Raw genomic sequence first — 15,797 nt, forward strand, 5'->3', positions numbered from 1 at the left:
ATTGTATCCTTAGCAACAGCAAAACAAAACGTCAATCTTTGATAAACCAATAACTTTCCGCCCCTCTTGCAGTAGTCAGCTCTAGGTGCTTAGCATAAAAATCAACCCGAATTTGTCCTACATCACCGGTGCTATATTGTTTTGCGTGTATTTCACTGTAACGCTTGACCACTGCTTTACTTGGAAATTGCCACTGACCTTGATACGCACTTGAATGAATCACAAATGTTGGGTTTACGGCCTTAATAAACTCGACACTGGAGGAACTATCACTGCCGTGATGAGGACTTAACAAAACGGTACTTTGTAAATCATCCCCTTTTTTAATTAATTTAGACTCCCTCGCCTTTGATATATCACCAGTGAGAAGCACACTGTGGTTTGCACTTGAGATTTTAACGACACAGGAATTATCATTACTGTTATTAAACTCCTCTTTTGCAAAGGTTTGAATACTCAAGCCTTGAAAGTCTATCGTTGTTGCTATGCAGTCGTTATATACACCACTTGGATGAAAATAATCAAAGCTCCATGCATAGCCAGCCGCTTTAAAATGCGTAACACCTCCGGCATGGTCGTTATCTTGATGACTCACAATCGCAGTACTTACCGTAAGATTATGGGCATCAATATAGGGTAGTAATATACTAGGCACACGACTAAAACGATTAAAGTAACTTGGGCCAAAGTCATAAATAAACGCGTGCTTGTCTTTTTCTATCAGTACCATTAGTCCATGTCCCACATCAAATACATTCAGCCGCCAAAGGCTAGTTTGCGTAAAGTAATGGTTAAACAGTAAAGTCAAAAGCGGAATGCACGCCAGTAAGCGAAGCTCAATAAAATAAAGTAACGGAACAGCACTATAAAGCAGCACCACGGTGGTTATACTTACCTGACCGACATTAAGCCACCGTATGTGCTGTGGTATTGCCTGCAACATTTGATAAATATAGGTCAGTGGCAAATCATACAACACAATAAATGCGTACCAATCGGTTAATAACCCCAGCAACACACTTAAAAATAAAGCGGGCATTAATACAAAAGATAAAATGGGAATAGCGACAAGATTTAAAACTAAACCCGCTAAACTCACGCCATTAAAAAAGTATAATGATAGCGGTAGCAAGCCAATAAATAATCCCAGTTGAATAACAACAAGAGTGCGAATATTGGCCAGTAGTGTATGACCTCTCAGCGGAAACTGCTTTAAAACCATAAAAATGATACATACCGCTAAAAATGAAAAATACAGACCAGGATTAAGCAAACTAAATGGATTAATCGCTAAAATAATAACCAACGCATATAAAATACTGCGCCACCTCAATGATTGCTTTGCCAAGTAATAAAGCAATAAATAACAGCCCAACATAATTAAAGCGCGGGTTGCGGAGATGATGAAATCACTCAAGTAAACATATAAGAATGCGACTATAAAACCAGCAGCACTATAAAAAATAGAAACATTTAAGGCTTGATTTAGTTCAGGTTTAACCAACTTAAGACAAAACCGTGTAACAAAATAACAAAAACCAAACACTAGAGAGATATGTAATCCAGAAATCGCCAACAAATGACTTAACCCAAGGCTCTGCATTAACTCTTTATGCTCGAATGTCATTAATGACTTATCGCCAGTTAACAGCACATAATAGAGCCAATTCAGCTCAGCATTATTTACCAACTTTTTGACATAGGCTCTATAAGCTGACACGGCATTACTTTTTTGAGAGCTTTTAATATTAAGCTGTTTATTGAGCACTGTACCTTTAAACGCTATCTTTTGGGTAAAAGCATAAAGCTGATTATCAAAAACAGTAAAATTCTTAATGGATCTATAGTTTTTAAGTCTCACTTGAGCATTAAAAGCATCACCAGATTGAATTGGTTGTGCAAAATTAATACTTAATAAGGCATAAGGTGCCCTAAAGTGACTATATTCTCTTTCTTCCAAACGCGTTATTTTAACTTTTACATATTGGGGAGGTGTAGCAGAAATAACCTCTTCGACCACAACACCGACAGAATAAGCATATTTTTCGTGCTGTTCAGGCAATTCAAATGAATAAAACAAGATAAAATGTGCTGCTACACAACAAATACCGCAAATAAAGCCTAACAATACAGTTAAAAACGGCTTAAAATACGTGCTCACAATGAGGATTGAAATTGTGATAACTGTAAATTCAAGGGTTTGATAATAAAACACGGTAACAACGACACCGACAACAAATCCAAGACTCATCCACACAGACGTAAATGGTTGCTTTAAATGGCTAAAAAAACGATCCAACGGTTTTTACCTGATCCAAATAAAATTAGACATCACAAATCACTAAAAATATTTGGTCGTCTTTTACATGATGCTAACCTTTGGCATTTAAATAGACGTTCAGCACGCGGTGCTTTTGCCGTTGGACTTTTCTTTGCATTCATCCCTGTTCCTTTTCAAATGGTGCTAGCAGCTGCCGCAGCCATAATCTTAAGAGTAAATTTACCTATTTCTGTTGCTTTAGTGTGGATCACTAACCCACTTACAATGCCACCTATTTTTTACGGCTCATACTTGGTTGGCACATTAGTACTTAATCAACCGGAGCAACATTTTGCGTTTGAGGCAAGTTGGGCATGGTTTATAGAAAGTTTAACGACAATTGGCCCCGCTTTTTTAGTCGGTTCACTTGTGTGTGCATCTATTGCTAGTGTTATTGGTTATTTTGGTATTGATTTGATTTGGCGCCGCTCGGTGAGACGAGCTTGGACATCGAGAAATAACTAGCGCCTACTCCATCAAGTGCTTCTGTTTATATTACTATAGACAAAAAAAAACCAACTTAACAAGTTGGTTTTTTTATAAACGAATAGCTGTAATTAGAAACGAAAAACGCGTCTTAATCCAACTAAAGGTAGCAGTAATAAACCAAACCATGAAAAACTGGCTGAGCTACGTTCATAAAACTCTGCATCTGGGGCTTTACAGTTTTCAACTTCACCATTAGGGATAGGCGAAAGCTTTACCGCCACTGCAACACTTTCATATTGAATATTGCCATTAATGTCGGTTACGACTTCGCCTAGTGAGTTTAGTTTTTCAACCGTTTTAGTTGCCACACCGAATACTTCGTTGCTTTCATTAATTGATTTCGCTTCGACCATTTTATAACTAAAACTAGTTTCACCATCACTGTCATAACACGGTAGTAGAGTATTCAAGTTAGTGATTTTGTCATCACCAATTTTATAAATAAATGCTTCAGAGCGTCTTGAACTCGCTGTTTCACCAACATCACCTTCACCTACAATGTAACCTTGATTATTAATATCATTTGCATATGAGCTTGAGCTAATAAAATAATCTTCAGGGAACACGGTCGTGTTTGTATTTATATCATGGTAGAAAAGTTTGTTTCTTAAGGAACCTTCAATACGTTTAGTAGCATAACCTGCAATAATGTCATTATCATTGATTGCAAATGCTTTACCTGCTTGCCAATCATCTTGCTGGTTTATAAAATCAACCACTTCACCGTCTTTAAAATACGTTGGCATAGTTAAAATAGTCGCATCGCGATCAAAATAACGAGTGTTAGAAAAACCGACTGCAACGCCATTTTTGTTAACCGCTAAGGCGTTACTAATAAACGGATTATTGTCTTCGTCTTCTTTTGGAGTAAGCGCTAAACCTAATAATTCTGTTGAAGTCACATTAAAAGCACTATCTAGAGTCCATTTAACCGCTGTTTTATTGAATAAACCACGCGTACTTCGACTGTTTAGTGATTCAATACAGGCCATTACTGGCTCATCAAGGCCGTCACAGTTATCAGTAATTGTGGTTTGTCTCTCAGCAGGAATACTAACTGATACATTACCAACAACGATATAACCTGTGTCAGTGGCAACAATATTAGAGGCTTTACTCGTTCCACCGTGTTCATTAAATTCTGGAACAAGCGGCACTTCCACACCACCTGCAGAGATTAAAATGCCACGTTCAATAAAGTCGCGAGTAAACCACGTTTCTTCAACTGTTTCACCATCCGGTGTAAAACTGATTTTTTCAAAAGGAGCCGTCCCCCAGCCAACGGTTGTTCCGTCTTCTGCAACACCCGTATAAAAATTACTTGTTGAACGTGTTAGCCCGTCGTAATCAACAGAAGCTATATCAAATAAAGGCTGCTCTGTAATTACACCACTATTGTAATTAGCAGCAACAATTGAACTGATTTTTTGATACTCAAAGTTAGATGATAAGTTTGATAAAAAACGAACCATAAAAGTATGCGCATCAGCATTAGTATAAATAGCGTCGTTATTTTCTATGTCATCAAGCGTAAAGGTAATCTCTTTATCGCTTAATTCAAATGCATTAACCTCATTGGTATACGCGTTTTTGATCAAACTATCTGTAAAATCAATATAGCTAATATCAATGGGTAAGTTATACAATCCGTTAGCTTGCCCTATAACATGTCCATTTTCACTCACATCAGTAACATAAGTATGTTTGGCAGCTTCAAAGTCACCTAATTCGGTTAACTGGTACGTTGCACTTAATGCTGATGTACTCAGTGTGGCTAAAACACTGGCCGCGAGTAATTTATATTTCATTTTATTCCTTACTACTGATTCTTTAATTCTTCAAGTTCTTCCCAACGCTCAAAAGCGGCTTCAAGGTCAGACTCAAGTTGGGCTAAATGGTTCAATTCCTTGGCTGTTATATCACTGTCTTGCTTGAAAAAATCTTCGTGACTTACTCGTTCTTGTTGTTTTTCAAGCTCAGCTTCAAGTTGTTCCATTTTATTAGGTAGTTGCTCTAGTTCAAGTTTTAATTTGTAAGAGAGTTTAATTGCTTTGTTATTGCTTTTAACTGGCGTTGGCTCTGTTTTTTCAACTTTTTTTACTGGCTGCTGTTGCTGCTGCTTTTGCTGCTCTGCTAAATAGTTGGTATACGCTTCATAATCACTGTAGCCGCCAACTATATCAGTGACTTTGCCGTTCCCTTCAAATGCCCAAACACTCGAACAGGTATTATCAATAAACTCTCGGTCATGGCTAACAATCAGCACAGTACCTTGATATTGATTAATAATATCTTCAAGGAGTTCTAATGTTTCTATATCTAGGTCATTTGTTGGCTCATCAAGCACTAATATATTTGAAGGTTTCAAAAATAGTTTGGCTAATAACAACCTGTTTTTTTCACCACCTGAAAGTGCTTTTACCGGTGTGCGAGCGCGTGCTGGCGGGAATAAAAAGTCTTGTAAATAGCCTAACACATGACGTGAGCGCCCGCCCATCATCACCTCTTGCTTACCTTCAGCAACGTTATCTTGAACGGTCGCTTCTTCATCAAGTTTTTCACGGTACTGATCGAAATAAGCAAACTCTAAATTAACACCTTGCTTTATTTCACCACTGTCTGCTTTTAAATCGCCAAATAGTAATTTTAATAGCGTTGTTTTACCTATGCCGTTAGGGCCTACCAAGCCGATACGGTCGCCACGCATTACTAAGGTAGAGAAGTCATCAGCTATCACTTTGTCTTTAAATGCATGATTTAAGTGTTTCGCTTCAAATACTAACTTACCTGAACGATCGGCTGTTTCAATATTGAAATCAGTTTTGCCTACCTGATCCACACGCTGTTTGCGTTCATTACGTAATTGTTTCAGCTCACGAACACGGCCTTCGTTACGAGTACGACGGGCTTTAACACCCTGGCGGATCCATGCCTCTTCTTCCGCTAAACGTTTATCGAACAATGCATTTTGTGTTTCTTCTACTTTTAAATCATGCGCTTTTTGTTCTAAATAAGTGGCATAATCACCAGGGTATGAAATCAGTTTACCGCGATCTAAATCTAAAATACGTGTAGCAACAGCGCGAATAAATGCACGGTCATGAGATATAAATACAATACCGCCTTTAAATTCTTTTAAGAATTGCTCTAACCACATAACACTTGTCATATCCAAATGGTTAGTAGGCTCATCGAGCAGTAATAAATCAGGCTCACTCACTAAAGCACGCGCTAATGCAACTTTACGTAACCAACCACCAGAAAGTGATTCTAGTTTCGCATCAGGGGTTAGCTCTAATTGAGTAAGTACAAGTTGAATTCGACTGTCAAAACGCCAGCCATCTGCCGCCTCTAATTTATTAGATAAACGCTCTAATTTATTTAATAGTTGATCAGTGCAATCTGTTTGCAGTTGTGTGCTTACATGATGAAAATCAATCAGTAAGTTAGCAATTTCAGGCATACCTTGGGCTACGTAGTCAAATACAGTACCGCTTGCCCCTTTAGGCGGATCTTGCTCTAAACGCGATATTTTTAAACTACCAACTTGGTTTATTTCGCCATCATCAAGTATTACTTGACCATCGAGTACTTTTAAAAGCGTTGATTTACCCGCACCGTTACGCCCTACAATACACACACGTTCGCCGCTTTCTATAACCGCATCTGCATTATCAAGTAGTGGGTGTGTACCGTAAGCTAGTTGTGCTTTTGAAATTCTAATTAAATCCATAGTTAATCTTTACTCTTATTCTGCTTGCGCTAAAAACTGCTGCGCCTGAGGTGCAGTAAAAGGCCAAAATAATTGTTGGCCTTGTTGATTTTTTAAAACCGGGATACTTATTTGATATTCTAAAATTAATGCGTCATCGCTCATAATATCAATAAGTTGTAATTCATCTGTTGATAAAAGTAACGGTTTTAACAGCTGCTGTGCTTGCTCGCACAAGTGGCAGCCGTCGGTGTGATATAAAACCCACTTAGCCATGTTTAATTAACCAGCTATTGTGAATTTTTTTATTACGTTTGAAGTCAGGGGATAAGGTTTTTTCAGAAATATTTTCTGCTTTTAAGCCTAAGCCCATTAAACCTACTTCGTCCATCACAAAGCCGCGTTTATTGTTAGAAAATATAAGCGTACCCGATGGGCTCAATATTTTTTTAACCCAAGTTAACAGCTTAATGTGATCATTTTGTACATCAAACGCATCTTTCATTCGCTTAGAGTTAGAGAATGTTGGAGGGTCTAAAAAGATCAAGTCGTATTGCCCTTGTGCATGCTCTAACCATTTTAAACAGTCTGCTTGCTCAAAACGATAGCGCGTATTGCTAATATCGTTAAGCGCAAAGTTATCTTGGCCCCACTTTAAGTAGGTTTTAGATAAATCAACGGTAGTAATCGCTTTTGCGCCACCAATGGCTGCATGTACTGAGGCCGTCCCTGTGTAAGCAAACAGGTTCAAAAAGCGCTTATCTTTAGCGTTTTCTTGAATGTAACGACGTGCAAGGCGATGATCTAAAAATAGCCCCGTGTCTAAATAGTCAAATAAATTAACTTTAAACTTAGCACCAAACTCTTCTACCACCATGGTTCTATTTTGCTTAGCCATGGGTGTATATTGCTCTTCACCCTTTTGCTTTTTACGTACTTTTACAGCAATGTTTTCAGGTGCAATATCAAGTTGTTGTGCTGTTAAGCTAATAACATCTTGTAAACGCTTCTCTGAGGTTTTTTCATCAATCTCTTTCGGTGCTGCGTATTCAAAAATAACCGCTGAATCATCATAAATATCAACAGCAACGTTGTATTCAGGAATATCTGCATCGTAAACACGATACGCATGGACTTGGTTTTGCTTAAGCCAATTTTTTAAACCTTGCTTGTTCTTTTTCAGGCGATTAGCAAACGCCATTGAACCTTCAAAATTTAAAGCGGGTTTGTCATCAGTGGTAAGGCTAACTTGCTTGTCATCTAACTGATATAGGTTTAATTCAACATCCAGGGGGCCATTTTTAAATTTATAGCGTTTTTGCTTTACTAATTTAAGCAATTTAAACAGGCTTTCATCCATACCCAGTAAAGCGAGCTTCCAATGATTAAAGTGCTTTTTAAAACCAACACCTAAACTACGATGCAAGTTTACAAGTTCAGCCATAGAACCAATACGCTCACCATAAGGTAAGTTTGAAATAACAACACCCGGTAATTTTGCAACGCTCGTCAGTTTTGTCGCATCGCTTTGCTTAAATTTAATCACCGTATCAAGCTCGGCGCGTTTTGCATTGGTAATCGCTTTATCAAGTACTTGTGCATCGTAATCATGGCCAATTAGCCATAATTTAGGATCAGTAATATTCGCTAAAAGTTGCTCTTTAAGTTCTTTGAATTTTGCCACTCTAAAGCTAGGTAAACGCTCAAACGCAAACCCTTCACGGAATAATCCAGGCGCTTCATTACGTGCCATACCTGCCGCTTCAATTAAAATAGTACCAGCGCCACAACATGGATCGAATAGCGGTTGATTGACATTTTCAAGCCAGCCACTGCGTTTTATTATTGCCGCAGCTAAATGCTCTTTAATTGGTGCTTTACCTTGGCCTTGGCGGTAACCACGCTCTGATAAACGCGGCCCTGAGTAATCAATATAAAGTGAAACACCGTGACGATTTAAACGGGCAACTACTCGCACATTGGCATCTTGCTTATCAACATTTGGGCGCTGTTCAAATAAATCGTTAAAGTAATCAACAATGGCATCTTTAATCACTAGACCTGAAAATTGGGTATTTTTAAGTGAATCGTTTGTGCCATTAAAGTCAACTGCAAAAGTTTGTGTTGGACCAAACCACTCTTGCCAAGGTTGCAAGCGTGCAAATTTATACAAGCTGTCTTTGTCATTTACGCCTTCTTTTTCTTCAATAAGCATAAGTACACGCGTAGCAAAGCGTGTTGATAAACACACCTTTTGCGCTAGCAATGAGTCAGCCTCAAAGCGAACAGAACCCACAGTTTGTTTTGAAACCGTAGCGCCAAGTTCTGTAAGTTCATCAACCAATAAATTTTCGATTCCGATAGAAGTAAGTGCGATAAATTGCAAAGTAAAAACCCTTAATAGCTAATTGCGCGGGATTATAACATAGGTTTGCGTACAAATACGCCATAAACAAGCCCTAGAGACTAAATTAGGCTAAGCTGTTTGACTATCGTACTGTGAGGTAATGAGGGGGAAAACACGATTGTTTAATACGCGGATCACTTCAAACTGGGCAAGTGATAAATTGCCGTCGAGTGCAAAAGTTTCGCTTAAATTTATACAAACAGAAGCATCAGGGCAATGCTCTACAATTAAGAACTCGCCTGTTTGTGACTCAGAGCTTAAGTTTATAACCGCTTCAGTACTGGGCGTACTACCGGTATATGGTTTAAAAAACCAACTTTTTGCTAACACGGGCTTTAGTTGAAATTTAACTGCCGTTGCATTAAGGGCTATTTGGCATAACTGAGCAGAGTTCCATAAATTAAACTGCTCAAGATAATAATAGACTTGCTCATAAAAAGCCGCATCTTCAAGGCTGAAGTAAGGATTTTTAAAAGCGCAATCAGTTAATTGTCTAAGCTTATAAGGTGTGCAAAGTTGCATATCGTCATTTAAATCAAGCAGTAAGCGGTTTTTCTCAGCGCATGCTATCCATTGCCATTGCTTTGACGCTTGTAACATTTGCTCCCCCCTACTTAGTACTTAAAAAAATAAAATAAGACAATAAGCTTAGAGTATAGCTGCTTTTGACCATTTTTAAAACGTCTTTTTAGAACATTTATCGAACGATCAAAAGCTTACATAACTGATCCTTATAAGTGGTTAATGATCGACTTTACCAATTGCGGTCCTTTGTATATAAAACCGGTATAAACTTGGACTAAATCTGCACCCGCATCAAACTTTTCTTTTGCTGATTGAGCGTCATCAATACCACCCACACCAATAATAGGTAACTGATTATTTGTTAAGCGCTTGAGTTCAGAAACAACATGGGTTGAACGCTCTCTAACTGGCGCACCGGATAAACCGCCAGCCTCATCAGCATATTGCTGACCTTGAACTAAACTGCGCTCTAAGGTGGTATTTGTGGCTATAACACCATCAATTTTATTATTTAATAATGACTCACTGACTTGTTCAATTTGAATTGGATCTAAGTCTGGTGCAATTTTAACCAGCATAGGCACTTGTTTATTATGCTTGGCAATTAAATCAAGCTGTTCATTTTTTAGACTTTGCAATAAATCATCTAATGCTGCGCCATATTGTAGGTCTCGTAGGCCCGGTGTATTGGGTGATGAAATGTTTACAGTAATATAGGATGCATGCTCAAACACTTTTCGCATACAGTGAATGTAGTCGTCTTTACCCTGCTCATTTGGGGTATCTTTATTTTTGCCGATATTAATACCTAAAATGCCATCGTACTTAGCTGCTTTTACATTATTAACTAAATTATCAACACCTTTGTTATTAAAGCCCATACGATTAATAATCGCATTTGACTGTGGCAATCTAAACATACGAGGCTTATCATTACCCGCTTGAGGACGCGGTGTTACTGTACCCACTTCAACAAAACCAAAGCCCATTTGGGCAAAGGCATCGATACACTCAGCGTTTTTATCAAGACCAGCAGCAAGTCCTACTGGGTTTTTAAATTCCAAACCTAAAAAATTCACCGGTTTATTAGCAACACTTTGTGCCCATGCCGCACTTAATGGCGTGTTAGCAAAGCGACGTAAGTTGTTAAGAGCAAAATCATGTGCCCACTCCGCATCACGGGTAAACATAAAACGGCGAGCTAAATCGTAGAACATGAATATAATCCTCTTAAAATTGTAGACAAAAAAATACCTCAGACAAGGCTGAGGTATTATATAACAAAAACTGTTTAACGATTAGTTTTAATCAATAGCAGTTTGTTACTTTGCTGATGTATCACAATTGTGACCAAGCAACATAAGCTCTCTTAATGCCACTGAGAACTTAGCAAAATCATGGCTTTGCGATGTTTTAAACTCTGTCAGCATTTGCTTCCAACGTTGAAGCAACAGATCTTGACTATCCATCCATTGTTCAATTTGGCCATCTACATCACTGTTTTCACCTTCAAAGCTGTTTAATACAACTTCTGACAAGGTGCGTTGCTGCCAATCTAACTCTTCACGATATGACGCACGCGCTAATGCCTGCCAATGGTTTGAAACAGGTTGATTAGTGATTTGGTCTAAGAACCAATGCAGTCCCATTTGCGCACCAAGTTTGAAGTAAGTGTGCGACACCATATCGATTTTACGATTAGAGTTTTGTGCAATTTGCGTTAAATCCATTACCGAGAATAAGCTTGATAACGATACAATACGCTGTGCAATATCAGCAGGTACACCGCTTTGCGTTAGTTCTTCACGCGCACTTACAATACGATCGCTTTCTGTTTTAACGATGTATTTAGTTAAGTTTTCACTTAAATCTGCAAATGTTGGTGAGAATATTTCGATCGCTTGCTCAATTGATTGTGCTTTGGTGCGATGACGCAGGAACCAACGTGTTGCACGGCGAACTGTACGGCGTAATTGGTATAACATTTCTGTTTGTACGCTCGATGGTATCTTATTATCAAGATCACTAATAGATAACCATGTTTCACGCATTTGGAAAATTTCACTTGCGATTGAGTAACACAATGCAATTTCAGCTTCATTTGCACCGGTTTCTTCATTCATACGCACCATAAAGTTTAAGCCCATATCATTAACAATATTATTTGCTAACTTAGTGGCAATAATCTCTTTGCGTAGCGGATGATTATCCATTGCATCATTAAATTTCTCACGTAATGGACGCGGGAATGATTTAACTAATAACTGACGGTAATACGGGTTTTCTGTAATTTCATCAGTGACTAATGACTCTTTGAGCACCATTTTCGCATAAGAAACCAATACAGATAGCTCAGGGCGCGTTAAATCTTTACCTGCGGCGGCGCGTTCTGCCAGCTCTTCATCAGTAGGAATAAACTCAATTGCACGGTCTAGCTTGCCATCTTTTTCAAGCGCATGGATAAAGCGAATTTTTTCTTTAAGCGTTGAGGTTCCTTTAGATTGAGTAATCGATAAAGTGTGCGTTTGACGATAACAATCTTTAAGTACTAATTCAGACACTTCATCAGTCATTGAATAAAGTAGTTCGTCACGTTGCTTACGTGTTAAGTCGCCTTCCGCAACTAAACCATTGAGTAAAATTTTAATATTTACTTCGTTATCTGAACACGCAACCCCACCTACGTTATCGATGAAGTCAGTATTTACGCGACCGCCTTGAGCTGCAAACTCAATACGACCTAGTTGGGTTGCACCTAAGTTACCACCTTCACCAAATACTTTAGCACCAAGGTCTTTACCATTTATGCGCAGCGCATCGTTTGCACGATCCCCAACATCGGCATCAGTTTCTTTAGAATGCTTAATGTAAGTACCGATACCGCCATTCCACAATAAATCATAGTTCATCATTAATGATGCTTTGATCAACTCATTTGGCGTCATGCTGGCTTTTTTAGTGCCTAACATCTTTTTCATTTCAGGCGTAAGCGTAATCGACTTAGCAGCACGCGAGAAGATACCACCACCGCTTGAGATTAACTCTTTATTGTAATCTTCCCATGATGAACGTGGTAATTTAAATAAACGTTCACGCTCTGGGTAAGAAGCTGCTGCATCTGGGTTTGGATCAACGAAAATATGTAAGTGATTAAATGCCACTTGCAAGCGAATATGCTTTGATAACAGCATACCATTACCAAATACGTCACCGGCCATGTCGCCGATAGCAACTGCTGTAAAGTCTGTTGTTTGGCAGTTAATATCCATTTCACGGAAATGACGTTTAACAGACTCCCATGCACCACGCGCTGTGATACCCATTTTTTTATGGTCATAACCTACTGAACCACCTGATGCAAACGCATCACCTAGCCAGAAGTTATATTCGTTTGCGATGCCATTGGCAATGTCAGAGAATGTTGCTGTGCCTTTATCCGCTGCTACTACTAGGTACGCATCGTCTTCATCATGGCGAGTCACATCAACAGCAGGTACTATTTCACCGCGGTCAATATTATCTGTAATGTCTAATAAACCACGAATGAAGATTTTATAACATTCTTGGCCTTCTTTAATAAACGCTTCACGTTCACTAGGTAGTTGTTTACATACAAATCCACCTTTAGAACCTACCGGTACAATAACGGTATTTTTTACTTGTTGCGCTTTTACTAAGCCAAGCACTTCTGTACGGAAATCTTCTCGGCGATCTGACCAACGCAATCCACCACGGGCAACTTTACCAAAACGTAAATGCACACCTTCAACACGTGGAGAATAAACAAATATCTCAAACGCTGGAACAGGTAGTGGGACTTCTGGAATTAAACTTGGCTGAATTTTAAGTGAGATGTAAGACTTAAATTTGCCTTCAGCATCTTTTTGGAAGTAGTTAGTACGCAGTGTGGCAACAATCATATCAACGTATAAACGGATAATACGATCATCATCAAGGTTGGCAACGTTTTCTAACTCTGCGTAAATTTCTAAGCCTAGCTTTTCAAGCGTTTTAGCACTTGCAGGGCTTTTTACAGAGAACTTTTTAGAGAATAAGTTTACAATTTTAGCGGCAATATGCGGGTAATTCGCAAAGGTGCTTTCAATATACGTTTGCGAGAAAGTAACCCCAATTTGGCGCATGTATTTTGCGTATGCACGTAAAATTGAAGATTCACGACCCGTTAAACCACCCATTAACACAAGACGGTTAAAGCCATCGTTTTCTAAGCGGTTTGCCCATACACTGGTTAACGCAGCACGAAAACGTGCAGAGATCTTGTCAAAATCAGCCATCCCTTTGCTATCAATTAGCATTGAGAAGTCCATGATCCAATTAACGCCACCATCACTGGTTTTAACCGAGTATGGCGTTTCACCTACAACACGTAAGCCAAAATTTTCAAGCATTGGCATAACATCAGATAAATGAATTGGCTCATCTTTATGGAATAAGCTTAAACGCACAATATTGCTGCTTGCTTCTTCTTGCGGGCGATAAAACAACATTTCTAGCTTGTTATCATCGCTTAGCATTTCTAGCTTTTCAATATCGACCACTGCAGCGCTAGGTAATACTTCTTCTTTGTATGAGCGTGCAAACGCATTGCAATATTTACGGTTTAATTCATTACCACGGGCCTCACCAGCAGATTCAAGTAAGGCTGATTGTAATTTATCTTCCCAAGTACGAGCGGCTTCTATTAGATTGTTTTCTATATCTTTCACGTTATATTCAATATTGTTGTCGGTCACACGAACAGTGTAATGGGTACGCGCCAGTGTAGACTCAGAGAAATAGGTAGTAAATTCGACTTTTACGTCAGAATTAAATGCGTTGGCTAAAATAGCCTGCGTTTCGCGGCGCAGCGCTGTGTTATAACGCTCACGAGGTACGTAAACCATGCATGATAAAAAACGGCCGTATGCATCTTTGCGCACAAATAAACGACACATATCGCGTTCTTGTATTTGCAATACGCCCATGGCAACTTCAAGTAACTCATTCTCACGAGCTTGTACCAGTTCGTCGCGTGGGTAAGTTTCTAATATATTTAATACGGCTTTGTATGCATGTGTCCCTTTAGCGAAGTCACACATATCCATAATACGATTAATTTTACTTTTAAGGACCGGTACATCAGCAGCACTATTGTTATAAAAGTTTGATGAAAACAAACCAATAAAACGGTCTTCACCAATAACATTGCCTTTGTCATCAAAACGTTTAACACCCACATAATCTATATAAGCTGGGCGATGAACACGAGACAATGAATTAGTTTTAGTTAAAATTAATAAGTTACTGCTTCGCGCTTCTCTTTGCGCTACTTCTGGCAGTTCAGAAAGCAAACGTGTGTGTTCAGCATCAGAGTTTTTCATTAACCCTAAGCTAGTCTCCATTTTGCCTTTTAATTGATAATCGCCCTGAACTGGTGACAGCTCATATTGACGGTAACCCATTAAAGTAAAGTTATCTTTTACTAGCCAATCTAAAAACTCAACGGTTTCGTTTATTTCATTATCATTTTTATCTTTATGGCTTTTAGGCAGATTTTTACTAACCGCTATGAGTTTTTCACGAATAGGCTGCCAATCTTCAACGGCAACCGAAACATCAACCAATACAGATTCAAGCTCTTTTTTGAAAGACTCAATAACAGATGCATCTGTTTGGCGGTCAATTTCTATAAAAAACACTGTTTTTGTTGATGTTGATTCTTGCTCTGCTTTTAAGCTTGATAACCCTGATATTTTTTCGTTTTTATCACGTTGAATTTTCAGTGGGCTATGCAATAGCAAGTGAGAGGCGATGTTTTCTCGTGTCATGGCCATACGTACAGAGTCGACTAAAAACGGCATGTCTTTAGCGATAATCTCTACAATGGTATGTGATGACTGCCAGCCATCTTTTGCCACTTCAGGATTGAAAACGCGAATAACTGCGTCATCTGATGTATTTTTTTCTAGCGAATTCCAAAGGCTGAGTGCAGCACCATATAAGTCACTGTCGTTACGATTAGCCAAATCCTCTTTAGACATATTGCTGTACAAGGCTTTGGCGAATTTCTCAACGAGTAACACATTATCAGCGCGAACTTTTTTCTGGATAAGCTTACAGACGTTATCTAAAATAACCGAGGCTTGGCCTTCATTTCGTGTCATTGTATGTTCCTTAATCTATCACTGCTAGTTTAGCAGAATATTTGTACAGCCATTTATTAGCGTGGAGTCAGCTAAATTCTAACCCTTTTGAAACTAATAAACAGCCTTTTCGATGAAAACATTTTAAGCATTTCAGCTATTTGGTCATCTATTCACAAAATATAGATATAAATGGCCATT

9 protein-coding genes are annotated in these 15,797 nt (G+C 38.7%); 1 reads left to right on the forward strand and 8 read right to left on the reverse strand.

From position 1 onward, the window contains the following. Nucleotides 1–31: 31 nt before the first annotated feature. Nucleotides 32–2,299, reverse strand: coding sequence for a DNA internalization-related competence protein ComEC/Rec2 (locus B1F84_RS07860; protein ID WP_131691084.1), 2,268 nt, complete (start codon nucleotides 2,297–2,299; stop codon nucleotides 32–34). On the opposite strand from B1F84_RS07860, the gene B1F84_RS07865 reads away from it, so the two are divergent. Then, nucleotides 2,279–2,785, forward strand: a complete 507-nt coding sequence (locus tag B1F84_RS07865) for a DUF2062 domain-containing protein (protein ID WP_008112070.1) — start codon at nucleotides 2,279–2,281, stop codon at nucleotides 2,783–2,785. The genes B1F84_RS07860 and B1F84_RS07865 overlap by 21 nt on opposite strands. Before the next feature lie 92 nt (nucleotides 2,786–2,877). Here the strand turns inward: B1F84_RS07865 and B1F84_RS07870 are convergent, their stop codons facing one another. The 7 genes from B1F84_RS07870 to B1F84_RS07900 all read right to left on the reverse strand — a co-directional run bounded on the left by B1F84_RS07870 (nucleotide 2,878) and on the right by B1F84_RS07900 (nucleotide 15,617). Further along, complete coding sequence (locus B1F84_RS07870; RefSeq protein ID WP_131691085.1) at nucleotides 2,878–4,617, reverse strand: DUF3466 family protein; 1,740 nt, start codon at nucleotides 4,615–4,617, stop codon at nucleotides 2,878–2,880. An 11-nt stretch (nucleotides 4,618–4,628) separates the two neighbouring features. Next, entirely contained in the window at nucleotides 4,629–6,542 is a 1,914-nt protein-coding gene (locus B1F84_RS07875) for an ABC transporter ATP-binding protein (protein WP_131691086.1), read from the reverse strand. 15 nt (nucleotides 6,543–6,557) lie between these two features. Continuing rightward, nucleotides 6,558–6,797 carry a glutaredoxin family protein gene (locus B1F84_RS07880; protein ID WP_131691087.1) on the reverse strand — a complete coding sequence of 80 codons (240 nt, stop codon included), beginning with the start codon at nucleotides 6,795–6,797 and terminating at the stop codon, nucleotides 6,558–6,560. Beyond that, nucleotides 6,790–8,907 carry a bifunctional 23S rRNA (guanine(2069)-N(7))-methyltransferase RlmK/23S rRNA (guanine(2445)-N(2))-methyltransferase RlmL gene (gene rlmKL / locus B1F84_RS07885; RefSeq protein ID WP_131691088.1) on the reverse strand — a complete coding sequence of 706 codons (2,118 nt, stop codon included), beginning with the start codon at nucleotides 8,905–8,907 and terminating at the stop codon, nucleotides 6,790–6,792. The genes B1F84_RS07880 and rlmKL overlap by 8 nt, the downstream gene beginning before the upstream one ends. Before the next feature lie 90 nt (nucleotides 8,908–8,997). Then, entirely contained in the window at nucleotides 8,998–9,528 is a 531-nt protein-coding gene (locus tag B1F84_RS07890) for a cell division protein ZapC (RefSeq protein ID WP_008112062.1), read from the reverse strand. Nucleotides 9,529–9,659: 131 nt separating this feature from the next. Then, nucleotides 9,660–10,670 (reverse strand): quinone-dependent dihydroorotate dehydrogenase, encoded by a 1,011-nt coding sequence (gene pyrD / locus B1F84_RS07895; RefSeq protein WP_076918651.1) that lies wholly within the window; start codon nucleotides 10,668–10,670, stop codon nucleotides 9,660–9,662. Nucleotides 10,671–10,775: 105 nt separating this feature from the next. Beyond that, nucleotides 10,776–15,617: an NAD-glutamate dehydrogenase gene (locus B1F84_RS07900; protein ID WP_131691089.1), complete on the reverse strand. Its 4,842-nt coding sequence runs from the start codon at nucleotides 15,615–15,617 to the stop codon at nucleotides 10,776–10,778. Nucleotides 15,618–15,797: the final 180 nt, after the last annotated feature.

The organism is Pseudoalteromonas sp. DL-6 (genome assembly GCF_004328665.1).
In the GTDB taxonomy this organism is placed as follows: domain Bacteria; phylum Pseudomonadota; class Gammaproteobacteria; order Enterobacterales; family Alteromonadaceae; genus Pseudoalteromonas.